This is a genomic window from Legionella shakespearei DSM 23087 (genome assembly GCF_000373765.1).
Lineage (GTDB): Bacteria > Pseudomonadota > Gammaproteobacteria > Legionellales > Legionellaceae > Legionella > Legionella shakespearei.
In genome coordinates this window covers 1-17,665 of record NZ_KB892395.1, presented here as the reverse complement: position 1 = coordinate 17,665, position 17,665 = coordinate 1, and the positions used below count along the sequence as shown (strand labels likewise).

The following is a 17,665-nucleotide window of genomic DNA, read 5'->3' as shown; positions in this document are numbered from 1 at the left end:
TTTATCCTACTTGACTGTATCCCGCATCTACAAACAACGTGTGCGCATTTATCATGGCAGCTTCAGGTAAACAGAGCAGATAGACTGCATTAGCAACATCTGCCGGAACCAAAGGCCTGTCAGCCAAAGCATGAGCCTGATATTCATCCAATAACTGCTCTCTGTTAGGAAAATGCTTTAGTGCGTCAGTGTCTACAACACCTGCAGAAATGGTATTAACGGTAATACCATAAACCGCCAGTTCCAGACTTAAAGAGCGGACCAGGGCTTCCAATGCCGCTTTAGATGCGCCGATGAATGCATAGTTAGGGATTGCCCGCACAGCGCCCAGGCTTGACAAGGCAATAACACGACTGTTTTTAGGCATTAATTCACGCCCTTCAGATGCCAGATGATTTAAAGCCAAAGCATTCGTTTCCATGCACCAGCGCCAGTGTTTGGTGGACATTTTCAATGCAGGTTTTAATACACCACTTGCCGCATTGCTGATTAAAAAATTGAGGTGCTCAAAATGTTCGCGAAACTGGACAAACATTTCTTTTACTGACTGGTGATCCGCGACATTCGCTTGTAAGGCGATTGCCTTTCTTCCCATATCCTGAATTTCTTTTACCAGGCTTTGCGCCTCATCAGAGCTATTGTAGTAAACAATGGCAATATCACACCCAGCCTGAGCTAATTTTAAAGCGGTTGCCTTTCCTATTCCACGCGCCCCACCGGTAATTAATGCCACTTTTCCTGCAAATACTGCACTCATAGAGTAGTCCTCTAGTATAAAAAGGCATCAAATTACCGGGATTCTTATAGTCTGTCAATGACCAATCCAGTAATGACAGCAATTCCCGACTTATCGCACGATCTGAGTCGCAAGAACACATCAAATCTGTTTATTTTGGCCAAAATAGTAGAAATATCAAAAGACGCGAGTAAATTACCTTGTGTCTCATTCCCTAACTTTGTACCATCTGCACATCGTAAATCTTATAATACAGTATCAATGAAGTATTCCTGGTCTAAAACAGTTTTTCCCATTGCCGCAATTTTTTCATTTCGGATGCTGGGATTATTTTTACTCATACCGGTATTCACCCTTTATGCTGCAAACCTGGAAGGTGCGACACCAACCTTGATCGGACTTGCTTTAGGTGGTTATGGATTAACTCAGGGCCTTCTGCAAATGCCTTTTGGTATGCTATCTGATAAATTGGGAAGAAAGCCGATAATAACACTGGGATTAATTTTATTTGCTGCGGGCAGCTTGCTCGGAGCGCTGTCTGAATCCATTTATTCCATGATATTAGCCAGAACCCTGCAAGGCACAGGTGCTATCGGAAGCGTATTGATTGCATTACTTGCAGATTTAACCCCTGATGAACAACGAACTAAAGCCATGGCCGTCATTGGTATGACTATAGGCACATCGTTTAGCCTGGCTATGGTTATTAGCCCAGCGCTCTCGCATCATTATGGCTTGGCGGGCATTTTCTATTTCACTACTGTGCTGGTGGTTTTCGGAATTGTATTATTGCATCTGGTAATACCTACCCCAGCAAAAGAGCGCTTTCATTCAGATAGTGAAACTAATCCCCACTTATTTAAATCTGTATTGGGAAATTACCACCTGTTGCGTTTAAACCTGGGCATCTTCTGCCAGCATTTTATTTTGACAGCAACATTCTTCGCAATTCCAATGATTTTAAGTGAGCAGATGAAGCAAGGTCATTTAACCCATCAATGGCACTTTTATTTACCCTTGATGTTGTGTTCTTTTATTTTAATGATCCCTTTTATTATTCTGGCAGAGAAAAAGCGCTTAATGAAAACCGTTTTTATTGGATCGGTGCTGACGACCGTAATTGCACAAGCTCTTTTAGCCTTTACTTATTCTCACTGGCTAAGCTTATGCCTGCTGATGTTTGCCTATTTTGTCGTTTTTAATATCCTTGAAGCGTCTCTGCCGTCTCTCGTGTCAAAGCAGGCCAATCCTAGCAATAAGGGCACTGCGATGGGTGTTTATTCCACCGGGCAATTTTTAGGTATTTTTGCAGGTGGTTCTATTGCCGGGGTACTGTATCAATGGCACAACAGTGAAGCGATTTTCATTGCCAATGCGCTCTTTGCTGCTGTATGGTTAGCTGTTGCATGTTTTATGAAACCCAATAACTACCTGTCCACCCTCATCCTTAACTATCCCTCATCCAATGCTCATTCTGAAGAGGATCTTCAAACATTGGTTAATGTTCCGGGAATAAAAGAGGTGGTTCTCGCAAAGGAAGAAGAAGTTCTGTATTTACGCATTGACAGAGAACTGTATAGCCCAGGAAGTGCTGAGCGAGCTTTGGATGCAATGTCTACTTAACATGGCTAAAACGCAGATTATATAACAACTCAAGTTAATTCAATGGGCTAACTACCAACCACTTGTAAATCAGGTATAATAGCTCTCTAACTTTCGCATACAGGAGAAAATAAACATGGCTAGAGGAATAAATAAAGTCATCTTGGTTGGCAATGTTGGAGGCGATCCAGAAGTTCGCTATTTGCCAAACGGTAATGCTGTTACGTCTTTATCAATAGCTACAAGTGAGTCATGGAAAGATAAAACAACTGGTGAAAAGCAAGATAGAACCGAGTGGCATCGTGTTGTCTGTTTTAACCGTTTAGGCGAGATAGCCGGAGAATATGTACGTAAGGGTTCCAAACTCTATGTTGAGGGCAGTTTACGTACTCGCAAATGGCAAGATCAACAAGGCCAGGATAGATACACAACCGAAATTATTGCGTCTGATATTCAAATGCTCGATAGCAAAAGTGGTGGTGGCAGCAGTTATGCAAACTACGATGATATGCCACAAGCTCAATCAGCACCATCAGCAAATCAGAGCTCTGCAGCAAGACAACAGCCATCACAGGCAGCTCATGATGCGTTTGATCAATTAGATGATGACATCCCGTTTTAAAATAGCCGAATCTCCGTTTTACGTTTCGCTTTAGCGAAACGTAAAACGCTGCTCTTGATTAAAATATCCCGCAAAACAGTAAGTGTTCAGCCCTATTGAAGGAACAGTACAACAATCAAACTCAAGATCACGGTTGCTTGCAACTGTCTCTTTGTAGTGGTTTTGACACATCCTTTCCATTCCCCGATCCACGTCGTCCTGAGCGCGTCTTTTTGCGCGAAGGATCTCCAAATACACCATGCCACTTTCAGGAGATCCTTCGCGCAAAAAGACGCGCTCAGGACGACGTGGATCGTATAACGACTGACACCAAATACAAACAACGAAATCTAAATACTGCCAAGACGTGTAGCCCGGTCTGCTTGCAGCCGGGATCGAAGTGACACCATCCCGGCTGCAAGCAGACCGGGCTACAAAACCTCTTAAGCAAGTACAAGCAATCGAACTATCTTTTGCGGCCATGTAGATTTCTGTAGCCCATAAAAAAAAGCCGGTGATTAATAATCATCGGCTTTTTGAATACTAAAAACTAATTGGTAAATGCTTCGCACTAACCATAATAAAACATCATTTACTCTTCTGATTCATCAGCTCTTGGTCTGTCTACCAATTCAACGATAGCCATAGGGGCATTATCACCTTCTCTATAACCACATTTAATGATACGGACATATCCACCTGGTCGCTCAGAAAAACGAGGTCCTAAATCAGAAAATAACTTACCGACTGCTACTTTAGATCTTAAAATATCGAAAGCATGACGGCGTGATGCCACTGAATCAGCCTTACTAACAGTAATTAAAGGCTCTATGTAACGACGTAAGTCTTTAGCTTTGGGCAGAGTTGTTTTAATTAACTCATGCTCAATCAAAGAACAACACATGTTAGAAAACATGGCTTTACGATGGCTACTTGTACGGCTAAAACTACGGCCCGAATTACGGTGACGCATAACAAAGACTCCTAAATATTACTCGCCTAAACTTGCTGGCGGCCAATTCTCAAGTTTCATACCTAGCGATAATGAACGTGATGCCAAAACATCCTTAATTTCAGTAAGTGACTTCTTACCCAAATTAGGAGTTTTTAATAGTTCATTCTCAGTTCTTTGAACCAAGTCGCCTATATAATGTATGTTTTCTGCTTTTAAACAATTAGCAGATCGAACAGTTAACTCCAAGTCATCAACAGAACGTAATAATACAGGATCAAAATCATTGCGTTCTTTATTGTCAGAACGTGATTCTTCAAACTTCATATCTACAAATGAATGAAGTTGTCTTTGAAGAATACTAGCAGATATACGTATCGCTTCTTCAGCGTCAATCGTTCCATTTGTCTCTAATTCTATCGTTAACTTATCAAGGTCAGTTCGATTTTCTACCCGTGCACTATCAACAAAATAGGCAACTTTTTTGACTGGTGAGAAACTATTATCTATTTTCAGTTTACCAACAGATTTCTTCTCAATTTCGTCATCAAAATGTCGAACAAAAGAATCAGTATTATGAAAACCTATTCCGCGTTCAACTTTTAATGTCATACTCAACTTGCCTTTTTCATTCAGGTTTGCAAGCACAAGTTCAGGATTAACGATTTCCTGACCATGACTCAATTGAATGTCTCCAGCCGTTACTTGACAAGGACCTTGCTTGTTCAGGGTGATTAATGCCTCTTCCCCTACTGTCAATTTGATTGCAACCAATTTCAGGTTAAGCAACAAATCAACAACGTCTTCTTGCACTCCTTCAATTGTGCTGTACTCATGCAGTACACCATCTATCGAAGCTTCTGTAATGGCAGACCCTGGCATAGATGACAATAATATACGTCTCAAAGCATTGCCGAGAGTATGACCAAAACCTCGCTCCAAAGGCTCTAGAACTATTCTAGCTTTATAAGGTGACTCAGCCTGTACTTTGAGAACTTTTGGCGTCAGCATTTCATTGATTTCAGTATACATTCAGCTATTTCTCCGAGCTTACTTAGAGTAAAGTTCTACAACAAGATTTACGTTGTAGTCTGAAGATAAGTCAGTTAACGTTGGTGCTGTAGAAAATGTTCCTTTAAAGGAAGCAGTATCCACAGTGATCCAGTCACATGGCGCTCTTTGTTCGGATAAAGCTAGTGCAGCCTGAACACGACCCTGGCTCTTGGCTTTTTGACGAACAGATATACTATCACCTGGATTTACCAGGAAAGATGGCACGTTAACTATTTTATCATTAACAAGTATTGCCTTATGTGTCACTAATTGTCTAGCTTCAGCACGTGTACTGGCAAAACCCATACGATATACAACATTATCAAGGCGTCTTTCCAACAAGGACATCAGGTTTTCACCAGTAGAACCCTTTTGGCGAGCAGCCATTTTATAGTAGTTTCTAAATTGCTTTTCAAGAACACCATACAATCGTCTGATTTTTTGTTTCTCTCTAAGCTGAATTCCATAACCATTTAAACGTGGCTTTTTATCACCATGTTGTCCAGGCAATTTTTCAGATTTGCACTTGGATTTATGATCACGAACTCCACTTTTCAGTAATAAATCACAACCTTCACGACGTGATAATTTACATTTTGGACCAAGATATCTAGCCATTAATTACTCCTGAGTCTTATACACGACGTTTTTTAGGTGGCTTACATCCATTATGAGGTATGCCAGTCACATCGGTTATTTCAACAATTTTAAAATCCTGAGTTATTAATTCACGAATAGTGGACTCTCTTCCAGGACCAGGACCATGAACAAATACAGCTACAGATTTCATACCATATTCTTTTGCAACAGCAGCAGCACGTTCAGTTGCTACCTGTGCAGCATAAGGTGTACTTTTACGTGAACCTCTGAAACCAGAGCCACCAGATGTTGCCCAACATAAAGCATTACCTTGTCTGTCAGTAAAGGTAACAATAGTATTGTTGAAAGAAGCATGAACGTGAACTATACCATCTGATACGACGCGTTTAACTTTCTTTCGTACTTTTTGCTGTTTTGACTTCGTTATTGCCATCTTATTTTCCTACATGAAAAATCAATTAGTAGTGCCTTTTCTACGGCCTTTTCTTGTACGAGCATTAGTCTTCGTGCGTTGTCCGCGTAAAGGTAATCCTCTTCTGTGTCTGAGACCACGGTAACAGCCCAAGTCCATCAGTCGTTTAATATTCATAGTAACAACACGACGTAAATCACCTTCTACAGTAATTTTAGCGATTTCAGTTCTCAGTGACTCTAATTGAGCATCTGTTAATTGTGATACTTTCGCTGAAGGATCAATCTCAACGGTTTTACATAATTTTAATGATGTGGTTTTACCAATACCATATATAGCTGTTAAAGCAATCACCACATGTTTGTGGTCAGGTATGTTCACTCCTGCAATACGAGCCATTAGCTTCTCCGAACGTTATTTTGTTCTGTCGAAAGGGACAGAAGAATACTATTTCTATAAAATAAAATCAAGCAGATTAACCTTGCTTTTGTTTATGTCTGGCATCCTTACAAATTACTCGTATAGTGCCACTTCTTTTAATTATTTTGCAATTGCGACAAATTCGCTTTACTGATGCTCTTACTTTCATTCCTAACTCCGATAAAAATCATAGAAGACCAGGTAGTTTCGTACCTTTAAAATTAGCCTTTTTCATTAAAGAATCATATTGTTGGGTCATTAAATGAGCTTGTATCTGAGCTACAAAATCCATAATAACTACAACGATAATTAACAATGATGTTCCTCCAAAATAAAAGGGAACATGCCATGTGTACATTAAAATCTGAGGCAACAAACATACTAAAACCAGATATATTGCACCCACCAAAGTTAAACGAGTCATGACCGCATCGATATACTTTGTAGTTTGTTCACCAGGTCTGATTCCGGGAATATACGCACCTGACTTTTTCAGATTCTCTGCGGTATCCTTTGGGTTAAAAACCAATGCTGCATAAAAGAATGCAAAAAACAATATCGCAGCAGCATAAACCATCAGATACAACGGTTGTCCTGGAGACAAAGCCATACCAACATCTGATAACCAACCCATTCCTTTTGTATGTGAAAAGAATTGAGCCAAAGTAGCTGGTAATAATATGATACTGGATGCGAAGATTGGAGGTATCACACCAGACATATTAATTTTTAATGGCAGATGACTTGTCTGAGCTGCATACACTTTTCTACCCTGCGTTCTTTGCGCGTAGTTTACTCTTATACGGCGCTGAGCACGTTCCATAAAGACGACAAATCCAGTAACTACCACGACCACTACTGCAACGATAACCAGAGTCAATGCTTGCATTTGGCCTTCCTTGACTTGCTGAAGTACAGATGCAATAGCACCAGGCATGCTCGATACAATACCTGAGAAAATAATCAGAGAAATTCCGTTTCCTACGCCTTTTTCAGTTATTTGCTCACCCAGCCACATCAGAAACATAGTACCCGTAACTAATGTAGTAACTGCCGTGAAATAAAATGAAAAATCAGGTTGCAATGCTATTTGTTGGCCAGCCAGCCATCGAGCCATCCCCAAAGACTGGAAAATCGACAACAACAAAGTTAAATAGCGTGTATATTGATTAATCTTCCTACGCCCGGATTCACCTTCTTTCTTTAATTGCTCCAGTTTCGGAGACACAACAGAAAAAAGCTGAATAATAATAGATGCAGAAATGTAAGGCATTATACCTATTGCAAATACTGTAACACGCGATAATGCACCACCAGAAAACATATTAAACAAGCCAAAGATTGTATTTTGTTGCTCATTAAAAAAGTTAGCCAGTTTAGCGGGATCAAGACCTGGAACAGGTATATGAGCACCTAAACGATAGACTAAGATTCCTAAAATAACAAAAAATAATCTTGATTTTAGTTCTGCCAACCCACCTCGGGATTGGCTTCCATTATGCTTTTGGTTTTTCATAGTCACTCTTCTATGCTACCGCCCAAACCTTCAATGGCCGAGCGAGCTCCTTTAGTGACTCTTAAGCCTTTTAGCTTAACAGCAGTGGTTAGTTCGCCGGATAAGATTACTTTTACCTCTTTTATTGAGCTATTAATTATTCCTGCATCACGTAAAACCTGTAAGTCAATGACTTCAGCAGTCAATTTAGCAAGCTCACTAAGGCAAACCTGGTCGACAGTTCTACCAACACGAGATTTAAAGCCCATTTTTGGTAATCTTCTTTGAATTGGCATTTGACCGCCTTCAAAGTTGATTTTGTGGTAACCACCAGCTCTGGCCTTTTGACCTTTATGACCTTTACCACTGGTTTTACCTAATCCGGAACCAATACCACGACCTAAACGCTTTTTAGGTGGTCGTGAACCGGGATCTGGTGATAGTGAATTTAAATTCATTATACACTCTCCTCAACTAGCAATAAGTAGTTAATGGCATTAACGAGTCCGCGTATCGCTGGAGTATCGTTATGACATACACTTGAATTAGTCTTGCCCAACCCTAATTGCTTGGCAATATTAATATGTTTTGGTTTTCGACCTATAGTGCTCTTAACCAAAGTAATTTTAATTTTCTTTTCCATAATTAGCCCGCCATAACTTCTTCAACAGTTTTACCACGTTTGGCTGCTACATAATCAGGAGTTCCAATACTTGTCAAAGCTCCGATAGTAGCTCTCACAATGTTACTTGGATTAGTAGAACCTATGCTTTTAGCTAAAATATTTTGAACACCAAGAACTTCCAATACCGCTCTCATAGCGCCACCGGCAATAATTCCAGTACCTTCGCTGGCTGGTTTCATAAATACTTTTGATGCACCATAGTTCCATGTGATTTCATGGAAAATAGTAGTGCCAGAAAGTGGTATATAAACCATATTTTTCTTGGCTTGATCCATAGCTTTTTGTATTGCAATAGGAACTTCTCTTGCTTTACCTCTGCCAAATCCAACTTTACCTTTACCGTCACCAACAACAACTAAAACAGCAAAGCCAAAAACACGTCCACCTTTAACTACTTTGGCTGTACGAGTGACTGATACCAGCTTTTCCTGATATCCATCTGACTTGGGTGATTCTTCGAATGCCATAATCGTTCCTTAAAAATCTAATCCAGCTTCGCGAGCACCTTCAGCAAGCGCTTTCACTCGGCCATGATATTTATAACCAGCACGATCAAATGCAACTTGAGTAATGCCATTTTCTTTAGCGCGTTTACCCAACAGCTTGCCAACAAGAGTGGCCTGCTCTACTTTGCATTTTCCAGATAAACTGGCTCTTAATTCTTTATCATTAGTTGAACAAACTACTAATACCTTATCACCGAGTTTATCAGCCTGGACTATTTGAGAATAGATATGCGTTCCGCTTCTATAAACAACTAACCTTGCTCTACCCGACTTACGAATTAAAGCTTTAGCTTTTAATCCACGTCTATCACGAGAGTTTTGCTTATTCATAACTTATACCTTATTTCTTCTTCGCTTCTTTACGAACAATGACTTCACCAGCGTAACGAACACCTTTACCTTTATAAGGCTCTGGCGGTCTGAATGCTCTGATTTCAGAAGCTACCTGTCCTAAAATTTGCTTATCAACACCCTTGAGAATTATTGTGGTATTGTTAGGAGTCTCTACGGCTACACCTTTTGGCAACTCATATTCAACAGGATGCGAAAAACCAAGAGATAAGCTTATAGATTGGTCTTTAGCTTGTGCTCTATATCCCACGCCAACCAATTCCAAAGTAATCGTAAAGCCTTCAGTAACACCATGAACCATGTTGCTTACTAATGCTCTTGCAGTTCCTGCCTGAGCCCATGCTTTAGGATCATTTGCAGCTGGAGCAAATTCTAACTGATTAGACTCTTTATTTTTCGTAATACTAACTAACCTGTTAATCTTTTGGGTTAGTGTTCCTTTAGGCCCTTTAATTGTTATTGTTCCGTCTGCAAAAGTTACATCAACATTCGCAGGATGAACAACTGGGGCTTTTGCTACTCTAGACATATCATTCCTCGCAAGTATTAAGCCACTTCACAAATGACTTCGCCACCAACACCTTTCAGCTTTGCAGATATATGAGTCATTATACCTTTAGAGGTGGATAATATAGCCACTCCAAAACCAGGGATAGAGGATAAATCTTTATATGACTTATATACTCTTAAACCAGGGCGACTGATTCTTTTAATCAACTCAATTACTGGTCGGCCGTGATAGTACTTCAGCTTAACAGTTATAGATTTCAGATTATTATCTAAAGTTTCAACAAAGAAATTTTCAATATAACCTTCTTCTTTTAAAACACGTGCAATTTCTTCTTTTAACTTAGAAGAAACTAACGTTACCTGCTGATGTTTCGCCTGTTGACCATTTCTTATTCTGGTCAGCATATCAGCAACTGGATCATGCATACTCACAATCGTTCTCCAATCAAAATAATTTACCAGCTTGATTTTCTACCGCCAGGTACATTGCCAATCATAAGCTGTTGTCTCAAGCAGATTCTGCAAAGACTAAACTTGCGATATACCGCGTGTGGTCTACCACAACACTGGCATCGAGTACTATGACGAACAGGATTTGAATTAACTGGTAATTTTGCTAGTTTTGCCTGACTTTCCATAATTACTTGGAAATCATCAGATGATTTAATCAATTGTTTTAATTCGTTTCTGCGCTGTCTGTATTTTTCTACCAGTTTTCCGCGCTTTAACTCTCTCACAAGCATTGATTTCTTAGCCACAATTTCACCCTTTTATTTTCTATCTCTATCTTTCAATGGAAGATTAAATGCTTCTAGTAAAGCTTTAGCTTCTTCGTTTGTTTTAGCACTTGTAGTAATACAAATGTCTAATCCTCGTATACCATCTGTTTTATCAAAATCAATTTCGGGGAATACGATTTGCTCATGTATACCCATACTGTAATTTCCAGTACCATCGAAAGATTTAGGATTCAGACCACGAAAATCTCTTACGCGGGGTAGAGTAACAGAAATTAACCTGTCTAAAAACTCGTACATGCGCTCACGTCTCAATGTAACCTTACAACCAATAGGCCAACCTTCTCTGATTTTAAAACCAGCGAGTGATTTTTTCGCCTTGGTAACAACCGGCTTTTGTCCAGCAATTAAAGTCATATCTTCAACTGCGTGGTTCATCACTTTCTTATCACCTACAGCCTCACCAACACCCATGTTCAAAGTAATCTTGAGTATTTTAGGGACTTCCATAATGCTGGCATAGTTGAATCGCTTCATCATCATAGAGACGACGTCTTTCTTGTAAAACTCTTTAAGTCTCGCCATTTCGTTCACCTAATTAAACACGGTCTATTATTTCATTGTTAGATTTAAAATATCTAACTTTTTTGCTAACGCCGTCATTCTCAAGATACTTAAAGCCTACTTTATCCGCTTTTTTAGTAATAGGATTATAATGAGCAACGTTTGAAACGTGCAGTGGAGCCTCACGAGTAATAATTCCACCTTTGTTTTCTGGTTGCTGAGGATTCGCCTTAACGTGTTTCTTAATTAAGTTACCGCCCTCGACAACAACACTATCATCTATTACGCGCAGGACTTTACCCACATGACCTTTACTTTTACCGGCGGTTATAATTACTTCATCGCCTGATCTAATACGTTTCATATTTAATCCTTCTCACAAAACTTCAGCAGCCAGAGATATTATCTTCATAAATCTCTCTCGTAGCTCGCGAGTAACGGGGCCAAATATACGAGTACCAATTGGCTCGTTTTGGTTGTTTAACAGTACTGCAGCATTACCATCAAAACGTATCAGAGAACCATCGTCTCTTCGTACACCTTGTGCTGTTCGTACAACTACGGCCTTCATTACGGCACCTTTTTTTACTTTACTTCTTGGAATGGCATCTTTAATACTCACTTTGATAACATCACCAACACGCGCATAACGTCTGTGGGATCCACCAAGTACCTTAATACACATTACCTTTCGTGCTCCGCTGTTGTCAGCCACTTCGAGCACTGTCTGCATTTGGATCATTTTACTCTCCAGCTCTAATTTCGACCAGAAAAAGGTTGCTGATTATATCAGGCCTTTTAGGGTTTTAAAAGTAAATCAACAAAGTTGATTAAGAAATTACTTCGACTAATACCCAGCTTTTCGTTTTAGAGAGTGGTCTTGACTCACGGACTTTCACAGTATTACCAATTTGGCATACTTGATTTTCATCATGAGCGTGAATTTTAGTTCTACGTTTCATGATTTTTCCATATTTAGGATGCTTCACTGTACGCTCAATCATCACAACTATAGTCTTATCCATTTTGTCACTAACTACTTTTCCAACCATTGTTCTGGCGTTCGATTCACTATTAGTAGACATTTCACTTACCTGCCTTTTCAGTCAACATTGTTTTAACTCTTGCCACTGACTTACGCACCAGAGTGATGAGATGTGTTTTATCTAGTGAGCCACTTGCTTTCTTCATTCGTAAATTAAATTGTTCTTTACGTAATGAAAGCAATTCAGTTTGCAATTCTTCAACGGTCAAATTGCGCAATTCATCGATTTTTTTCATTACATTACCGTCCGTTCTTCAAATATTACTTTGAAAGGAAGTTTTGCTTTAGCCAAGTCAAATGCTTCAATTGCAAGTTCTTTGCTAACACCTTCCATTTCAAATAAAACCTTACCAGGCTGTATTTGAGCAACCCAATATTCAACGCTACCTTTACCTTTACCTTGTCTCACTTCTAAAGGCTTTTGTGTGATAGGTTTATCCGGGAATACTCGGATCCAAATTTTACCACCACGCTTGATATGACGTGTCATAGCACGACGTGCAGCTTCAATTTGTCGAGCGGTCAAACGTCCACGCTCTAATGCCTTCAGACCAAACTCACCGAAACTGATTTTGCTACCGCGCAGAGCTAAACCTCTGTTGCGGCCTTTCATTTGTTTGCGGTACTTAGTACGCTTTGGTTGTAACATGATACTTAATCCTCACTCACTGGGCGCTGTCAGTAGATCTTTTCTTTTGAGGTAAAACTTCACCTTTGAAGATCCAGACTTTTACACCAATAATTCCGTAGGTAGTTTTAGACTCTGCTGTACCATAATCAATGTCAGCTCTGAAAGTATGTAAAGGCACACGACCTTCTCTATACCATTCACTACGAGCAATTTCAGCACCGCCAAGACGACCACTTACACAAATTTTAATACCTTTCGCGCCTGCCTTTAAAGCAGAGGTAACTGCACGTTTCATAGCTCTTCTGAACATAACACGCTGTTCAAGCTGTTGCGCAATACCTTCAGCGACAAGAGTAGAATCTAATTCAGGCTTTTTAATTTCTTCAATATTCAGATGAACAGGCACGCCCAACTTGGTAGAGATTTCTTTACGTAAGGTCTCAATACCACCACCTTTTTTACCTATAATTACACCAGGTCTGGCTGTAAGAATAGTAACTACGGCGTTGTTAGCAGGACGCTCAATCAGGATTTTACTGACTGCAGCAGCCATCAGTTTCTTCTTGAGTTCATTACGTAATTTAATATCCTGAATCAAAAATTCAGCATATCGCTTACCTGCGAACCATTTAGAATTCCAATCTTTTATAATACCAAGGCGTATGCCTATTGGATTGACTTTTTGTCCCATTGCTATTCCTCGTCAGACACTTTAATCGTGATATGGCAGGTACGTTTGCAAATTCGATTTGCACGTCCTTTAGCTCTGGGACTAATGCGTTTTAAAGTTGTAGCTTCATCAACGCATACCATACCTACTTTCAGATCATCAATATCAGCACCATTATTATTTTCAGCGTTAGCAATTGCTGATTCTAATAATTTAAGCATTAATTGAGCACCCTTTTTTGGTGTAAACTTGAGGACATCAAGCGCACCAGATACGTTCATGTTTCGTATCATATCGGCTACTAATCTGCCCTTTTGAGCGGATAAAGGAGCACCTTTTAACTTAGCTGTAACTTCCATCATATCCTCTTACTTGCCTTTAGCCTTTCTGTCACCAGAGTGGCCTTTGAATGTACGAGTCATGGCAAACTCACCTAATTTGTGACCAACCATATTATCTGTAATGTATACAGGAACATGGTCTTTGCCGTTATGCACAGCTATAGTTAAATCAATCATTTCAGGAACGATTGTTGAACGTCTAGACCAGGTTTTAATTGGTTTCTTTGATTTTGATTCGATTGCAGCTTCAACTTTGCTGATCAAATGATGGTCAATAAATGGACCTTTTCTAATTGAACGAGCCACTTGATATCCTCTCAATAATTATTTCTTCTTACGTCTTCTGACTATGAAGCCATCTGTACGCTTATTACTTCTGGTTTTGTATCCTTTAGTCGGAACTCCCCAAGGAGATACTGGATGACGACCACCAGACGTACGACCTTCACCACCACCATGTGGGTGATCAACAGGGTTCATTGCAACGCCTCGTACCGTTGGTCTTATACCTCTCCAACGCTTAGCTCCTGCTTTTCCTAGCGCACGTAAACTATGTTCGCTATTGCTAACCTCACCGATTACAGCTCGGCATAAAACATGAATTTTACGCATTTCACCAGAACGTAGTCTTAATGTTGCATAAATACCTTCTTTTGCAACGATCTGTCCACTGCATCCGGCACTTCGTAACATCTGAGCACCTTTCCCAGGTTTCATTTCAACACAATGAATTGTTGAACCAACTGGAATATTTTTTAAAGGTAAGCAGTTGCCTACGCTTATTGGTGAATCAGCACCGCTTACTACTGTTGCCCCGACTTCAAGGTTAGCTGGAGCGATTATATATCTTTTTTCACCATCTTTGTAAGCGATAAGAGCAATCAAAGCAGTTCTGTTTGGATCGTATTCCAAACGCTCTACTCGACCAGCGATTCCATCTTTATCACGCTTGAAATCAACAAGTCTGTACTTTTGACGTTGCCCACCACCGATATGTCTTACAGTAATGCGACCTTGATTATTTCGGCCACCTGATTTTTTTAGTTTTTCAACTAAAGCGGCATGTGGCTTACCTTTATGTATATTGTGATGAACAACTCGTATTTCGCCACGTCTACCAGGCGAAGTCGGTTTAGATTTTAATAGTGCCATCTTAATCTGCCTTATTCAGTAACTGTAAAGTCAATATCTTGATCAGCGTGAAGGGATACAAATGCCTTCTTCCAGTCACTTCTTCTGCCACTGGTTTGCTTAAAGCGCTTTGCTTTACCTTTTACATTGATAACAGATACATTTTTAACTTTTACGTTAAATATATGCTCTACAGCCATTTTAATTTCAGTTTTAGTTGCATTTTTCATTACTTTGAAAGTGAACTGTTTAAACTTATCGGCCATGACAGTAGCCTTTTCAGAAGTATGTGGTTCGCGTAGAACCATCATCAATCTCTCAGCGTTCATTGTAACTGTTCCTCAATTTTTTTAATTGCAGCTTCTGTAACAACAACTTTTTCAAATCTGAGTAAGGAAACAGGATCTATAGTTGTAACATCACAGATATCATAATCAATCAGGTTTCTTGAACCTAAGTATTCACTTTCACCAACTTCATTCATAATGATCAAAGCATTTTTAATGTTCATTTGATTCATTTTGCTGATGAAATCTTTTGTCTTATGGCTTTCACACTGAAAATCACTGACTACCACAAGGTTGCCAGTACGACAAAGTTCGGAGATTATACTACGTAATGCGCGTTTGTACATTTTTTTATTAAGTTTTTGTGAGTAATCTCTCTTTTTAGATGCGAAAGTCACTCCACCACTTCTCCAAATAGGGCTTCGTATGGTTCCTGCACGAGCACGACCAGTACCTTTTTGGTTCCAAGGCTTCTTTCCACCGCCTCGTACTTCAGCACGAGTTTTTTGAGCACTATTACCACTTCGGGCATTATTCATATAAGTAACAACTGCCTGATGAACTAAACCTTCGTTATAATCGTAGGCAAAAACATCTTTGTTCAGCTTTAGTTGTGCTTTTGTATCTATCGTAGTAATTTCCATCATTCACCTCTTGCTGGCTTTTTAACAGCAGGCTTAATTTCTATTCGTGAACCTGGAGCTCCAGGAATAGCGCCTTTGATAAGTAGTAAATTTCTATCAGCATCAACGCGAACTAATTCCAGGCTTTGTGTAGTGCAACGAACATTACCCATATGTCCAGCCATTTTCTTACCTTTGAATACTTTACCTGGAGTCTGGTTTTGACCAATAGATCCGGGTACACGGTGTGATCTTGAGTTACCGTGTGTAGCATCTTGTGTTCTGAAGTTATAACGCTTGACTGTACCAGCAAACCCTTTACCTTTAGTGGTTCCTGATACATCAACATGTTGTCCGGCGGTAAAAACATCAGCAACAGATATAACCTGGCCTAGTTTGAATGCATCTTCTGAATCAATATGAAATTCAACTTGCATATCACCAGCTTCAATCTCAGCTTTAGCGAAATGACCAGCCATTGGCTTGCTCACTTTACTCGCCTTTTTGGTTCCGCCAGTAAGCTGAACAGCAGTATAACCATCATTTTCTACAGTTTTAATCTGAGAAACACGATTTGGGTGTACTTCAACAACAGAAACAGGAACTGACACTCCTTCTGGTGTGAATACACGCGTCATGCCGATTTTACGGCCTAATAAACCGATCATCATTGTAACACCTCTTTAATATCCTTTCCGATTCTTTATTCGTCAAGGCTAATCTGAACATCAACCCCAGCGGCCAGATCCAGTTTCATCAAAGCATCTACTGTTTTTTCAGTTGGCTTAACAATAACGACCAGGCGTTTATGAGTACGTAATTCATATTGATCTCGTGCATCTTTATTCACATGCGGTGAAGTCAATACGGTAAATTTTTCCTTACGGATAGGTAAGGGTATTGGTCCACGAATTTGTGCACCAGTACGCTTAGCTGTCTCTACGATTTCTCGAGTTGATAGATCAATCAATCGATGGTCAAAGGATTTTAATCTTATTTTAATGTTTTGATTGCTACTCATTATAATTACTCGATTATTTTAGCGACAACACCGGCGCCTACTGTACGGCCACCTTCCCGAATTGCGAAACGTAAACCTTCTGTCATCGCGATAGGCGCATGCAGATTGATAACTAACTGTACGTTATCACCTGGCATTACCATTTCTGTTCCAGAGGGCAGGTCACAAGTACCTGTTACGTCTGTGGTTCTGAAGTAGAACTGTGGACGGTATCCATTGAAGAATGGAGTATGACGTCCACCTTCTTCTTTTGATAATACGTACACTTCAGCTTCAAACTTTGTATGCGGCTTGATTGTGCCTGGCTTAGCTAATACTTGGCCACGCTCAACTTCATCACGCTTCGTTCCACGTAATAACACACCTACGTTATCTCCTGCACGGCCTTCATCAAGAAGTTTGCGGAACATCTCAACACCAGTACAAGTCGTTTTCTGTGTATCACGGATACCTACAATCTCGATCTCTTCACCAACTTTTACTATTCCACTCTCAACACGGCCTGTNACTACTGTTCCACGACCAGATATAGAGAATACGTCTTCAATCGGTAATAAGAATGATTTGTCTATGTTTCTTACTGGTTCAGGGATATATGCATCCAGTGTTTCAACCAATTTTTCAATCGCTGGCACACCAATCTCACTTGTATCACCTTCCAGTGCTTTCAGCGCTGAACCAACAACAATTGG

At 39.9% G+C, this 17,665-nt stretch carries 33 protein-coding genes; 2 read left to right on the top strand and 31 right to left on the bottom strand.

Annotated elements, in window-relative coordinates; all coding sequences use genetic code 11:
* Position 1: 1 nt before the first annotated feature.
* Positions 2-757 (bottom strand): enoyl-[acyl-carrier-protein] reductase FabL, encoded by a 756-nt coding sequence (fabL, locus tag B094_RS0107210; RefSeq protein WP_018577137.1) that lies wholly within the window; start codon positions 755-757, stop codon positions 2-4.
* A gap of 240 nt (positions 758-997) precedes the next feature.
* Here fabL and B094_RS0107205 point away from each other — a divergent pair, with 240 nt between their 5' ends.
* On the top strand, positions 998-2,359 hold the full coding sequence (locus tag B094_RS0107205) for an MFS transporter (RefSeq protein ID WP_026253924.1): 1,362 nt from the start codon (positions 998-1,000) through the stop codon (positions 2,357-2,359).
* 115 nt (positions 2,360-2,474) lie between these two features.
* Positions 2,475-2,960, top strand: a complete 486-nt coding sequence (ssb, locus tag B094_RS0107200) for a single-stranded DNA-binding protein (protein ID WP_018577135.1) — start codon at positions 2,475-2,477, stop codon at positions 2,958-2,960.
* Between the two features lie 30 nt (positions 2,961-2,990).
* Here the strand turns inward: ssb and B094_RS17440 are convergent, their stop codons facing one another.
* The 30 genes from B094_RS17440 to B094_RS0107065 all read right to left on the bottom strand — a co-directional run.
* On the bottom strand, positions 2,991-3,422 hold the full coding sequence (locus tag B094_RS17440) for a hypothetical protein (RefSeq protein WP_162263937.1): 432 nt from the start codon (positions 3,420-3,422) through the stop codon (positions 2,991-2,993).
* A gap of 109 nt (positions 3,423-3,531) precedes the next feature.
* Positions 3,532-3,912 carry a 50S ribosomal protein L17 gene (gene rplQ, locus B094_RS0107195; RefSeq protein ID WP_018577134.1) on the bottom strand — a complete coding sequence of 127 codons (381 nt, stop codon included), beginning with the start codon at positions 3,910-3,912 and terminating at the stop codon, positions 3,532-3,534.
* 18 nt (positions 3,913-3,930) lie between these two features.
* A complete protein-coding gene (locus B094_RS0107190; protein ID WP_018577133.1) occupies positions 3,931-4,923 on the bottom strand; it encodes a DNA-directed RNA polymerase subunit alpha in 993 nt (330 codons plus the stop codon).
* 18 nt (positions 4,924-4,941) lie between these two features.
* Positions 4,942-5,562: a 30S ribosomal protein S4 gene (gene rpsD, locus B094_RS0107185; protein ID WP_018577132.1), complete on the bottom strand. Its 621-nt coding sequence runs from the start codon at positions 5,560-5,562 to the stop codon at positions 4,942-4,944.
* 16 nt (positions 5,563-5,578) lie between these two features.
* Positions 5,579-5,977 carry a 30S ribosomal protein S11 gene (rpsK, locus tag B094_RS0107180; protein WP_018577131.1) on the bottom strand — a complete coding sequence of 133 codons (399 nt, stop codon included), beginning with the start codon at positions 5,975-5,977 and terminating at the stop codon, positions 5,579-5,581.
* 21 nt (positions 5,978-5,998) lie between these two features.
* On the bottom strand, positions 5,999-6,355 hold the full coding sequence (gene rpsM, locus B094_RS0107175; protein WP_018577130.1) for a 30S ribosomal protein S13: 357 nt from the start codon (positions 6,353-6,355) through the stop codon (positions 5,999-6,001).
* 76 nt (positions 6,356-6,431) lie between these two features.
* Complete coding sequence (rpmJ, locus tag B094_RS16830; RefSeq protein ID WP_010946099.1) at positions 6,432-6,545, bottom strand: 50S ribosomal protein L36; 114 nt, start codon at positions 6,543-6,545, stop codon at positions 6,432-6,434.
* 18 nt (positions 6,546-6,563) lie between these two features.
* The gene (gene secY, locus B094_RS0107170) at positions 6,564-7,892 is read right to left on the bottom strand and encodes a preprotein translocase subunit SecY (RefSeq protein WP_018577129.1); all 1,329 of its coding nucleotides are present in this window, start codon (positions 7,890-7,892) and stop codon (positions 6,564-6,566) included.
* Positions 7,893-7,894: 2 nt separating this feature from the next.
* Positions 7,895-8,329, bottom strand: a complete 435-nt coding sequence (gene rplO / locus B094_RS0107165; protein WP_018577128.1) for a 50S ribosomal protein L15 — start codon at positions 8,327-8,329, stop codon at positions 7,895-7,897.
* On the bottom strand, positions 8,329-8,514 hold the full coding sequence (gene rpmD / locus B094_RS0107160; RefSeq protein ID WP_018577127.1) for a 50S ribosomal protein L30: 186 nt from the start codon (positions 8,512-8,514) through the stop codon (positions 8,329-8,331). The genes rplO and rpmD overlap by 1 nt, the downstream gene beginning before the upstream one ends.
* Positions 8,515-8,516: 2 nt before the next feature.
* Entirely contained in the window at positions 8,517-9,023 is a 507-nt protein-coding gene (rpsE, locus tag B094_RS0107155) for a 30S ribosomal protein S5 (RefSeq protein ID WP_018577126.1), read from the bottom strand.
* 9 nt (positions 9,024-9,032) lie between these two features.
* Entirely contained in the window at positions 9,033-9,392 is a 360-nt protein-coding gene (rplR, locus tag B094_RS0107150) for a 50S ribosomal protein L18 (RefSeq protein ID WP_018577125.1), read from the bottom strand.
* A gap of 10 nt (positions 9,393-9,402) precedes the next feature.
* Positions 9,403-9,942, bottom strand: a complete 540-nt coding sequence (gene rplF, locus B094_RS0107145; RefSeq protein ID WP_018577124.1) for a 50S ribosomal protein L6 — start codon at positions 9,940-9,942, stop codon at positions 9,403-9,405.
* A 17-nt stretch (positions 9,943-9,959) separates the two neighbouring features.
* Positions 9,960-10,349 carry a 30S ribosomal protein S8 gene (gene rpsH / locus B094_RS0107140; RefSeq protein ID WP_202814220.1) on the bottom strand — a complete coding sequence of 130 codons (390 nt, stop codon included), beginning with the start codon at positions 10,347-10,349 and terminating at the stop codon, positions 9,960-9,962.
* Positions 10,350-10,378: 29 nt separating this feature from the next.
* Complete coding sequence (rpsN, locus tag B094_RS16825) at positions 10,379-10,681, bottom strand: 30S ribosomal protein S14 (protein ID WP_081621054.1); 303 nt, start codon at positions 10,679-10,681, stop codon at positions 10,379-10,381.
* Between the two features lie 12 nt (positions 10,682-10,693).
* Complete coding sequence (gene rplE / locus B094_RS0107135) at positions 10,694-11,245, bottom strand: 50S ribosomal protein L5 (RefSeq protein WP_018577122.1); 552 nt, start codon at positions 11,243-11,245, stop codon at positions 10,694-10,696.
* A 13-nt stretch (positions 11,246-11,258) separates the two neighbouring features.
* Complete coding sequence (gene rplX, locus B094_RS0107130) at positions 11,259-11,588, bottom strand: 50S ribosomal protein L24 (RefSeq protein WP_018577121.1); 330 nt, start codon at positions 11,586-11,588, stop codon at positions 11,259-11,261.
* A 12-nt stretch (positions 11,589-11,600) separates the two neighbouring features.
* On the bottom strand, positions 11,601-11,966 hold the full coding sequence (rplN, locus tag B094_RS0107125; protein WP_006872243.1) for a 50S ribosomal protein L14: 366 nt from the start codon (positions 11,964-11,966) through the stop codon (positions 11,601-11,603).
* 88 nt (positions 11,967-12,054) lie between these two features.
* Positions 12,055-12,309, bottom strand: a complete 255-nt coding sequence (rpsQ, locus tag B094_RS0107120; RefSeq protein ID WP_018577120.1) for a 30S ribosomal protein S17 — start codon at positions 12,307-12,309, stop codon at positions 12,055-12,057.
* Between the two features lies 1 nt (position 12,310).
* Positions 12,311-12,505: a 50S ribosomal protein L29 gene (gene rpmC / locus B094_RS0107115; RefSeq protein ID WP_018577119.1), complete on the bottom strand. Its 195-nt coding sequence runs from the start codon at positions 12,503-12,505 to the stop codon at positions 12,311-12,313.
* Positions 12,505-12,918 (bottom strand): 50S ribosomal protein L16, encoded by a 414-nt coding sequence (gene rplP, locus B094_RS0107110; RefSeq protein ID WP_018577118.1) that lies wholly within the window; start codon positions 12,916-12,918, stop codon positions 12,505-12,507. The genes rpmC and rplP overlap by 1 nt, the downstream gene beginning before the upstream one ends.
* Before the next feature lie 16 nt (positions 12,919-12,934).
* Positions 12,935-13,591 (bottom strand): 30S ribosomal protein S3, encoded by a 657-nt coding sequence (gene rpsC, locus B094_RS0107105; RefSeq protein ID WP_018577117.1) that lies wholly within the window; start codon positions 13,589-13,591, stop codon positions 12,935-12,937.
* Between the two features lie 2 nt (positions 13,592-13,593).
* Positions 13,594-13,929, bottom strand: coding sequence for a 50S ribosomal protein L22 (gene rplV / locus B094_RS0107100; RefSeq protein WP_018577116.1), 336 nt, complete (start codon positions 13,927-13,929; stop codon positions 13,594-13,596).
* A gap of 9 nt (positions 13,930-13,938) precedes the next feature.
* Positions 13,939-14,217 carry a 30S ribosomal protein S19 gene (gene rpsS, locus B094_RS0107095; protein WP_018577115.1) on the bottom strand — a complete coding sequence of 93 codons (279 nt, stop codon included), beginning with the start codon at positions 14,215-14,217 and terminating at the stop codon, positions 13,939-13,941.
* An 18-nt stretch (positions 14,218-14,235) separates the two neighbouring features.
* Entirely contained in the window at positions 14,236-15,063 is an 828-nt protein-coding gene (rplB, locus tag B094_RS0107090; RefSeq protein WP_018577114.1) for a 50S ribosomal protein L2, read from the bottom strand.
* Positions 15,064-15,074: 11 nt separating this feature from the next.
* Positions 15,075-15,371: a 50S ribosomal protein L23 gene (gene rplW, locus B094_RS0107085; protein WP_018577113.1), complete on the bottom strand. Its 297-nt coding sequence runs from the start codon at positions 15,369-15,371 to the stop codon at positions 15,075-15,077.
* Positions 15,368-15,973: a 50S ribosomal protein L4 gene (gene rplD, locus B094_RS0107080; protein ID WP_018577112.1), complete on the bottom strand. Its 606-nt coding sequence runs from the start codon at positions 15,971-15,973 to the stop codon at positions 15,368-15,370. Before rplD ends, rplW begins: the two co-directional genes overlap by 4 nt.
* On the bottom strand, positions 15,973-16,623 hold the full coding sequence (gene rplC, locus B094_RS0107075) for a 50S ribosomal protein L3 (RefSeq protein WP_018577111.1): 651 nt from the start codon (positions 16,621-16,623) through the stop codon (positions 15,973-15,975). Before rplC ends, rplD begins: the two co-directional genes overlap by 1 nt.
* 32 nt (positions 16,624-16,655) lie before the next feature.
* Entirely contained in the window at positions 16,656-16,973 is a 318-nt protein-coding gene (gene rpsJ / locus B094_RS0107070; RefSeq protein WP_018577110.1) for a 30S ribosomal protein S10, read from the bottom strand.
* Positions 16,974-16,978: 5 nt separating this feature from the next.
* The coding region (locus B094_RS0107065; RefSeq protein WP_018577109.1) for an EF-Tu C-terminal domain-related protein at positions 16,979-17,665 on the bottom strand (687 nt) is incomplete at its 5' end.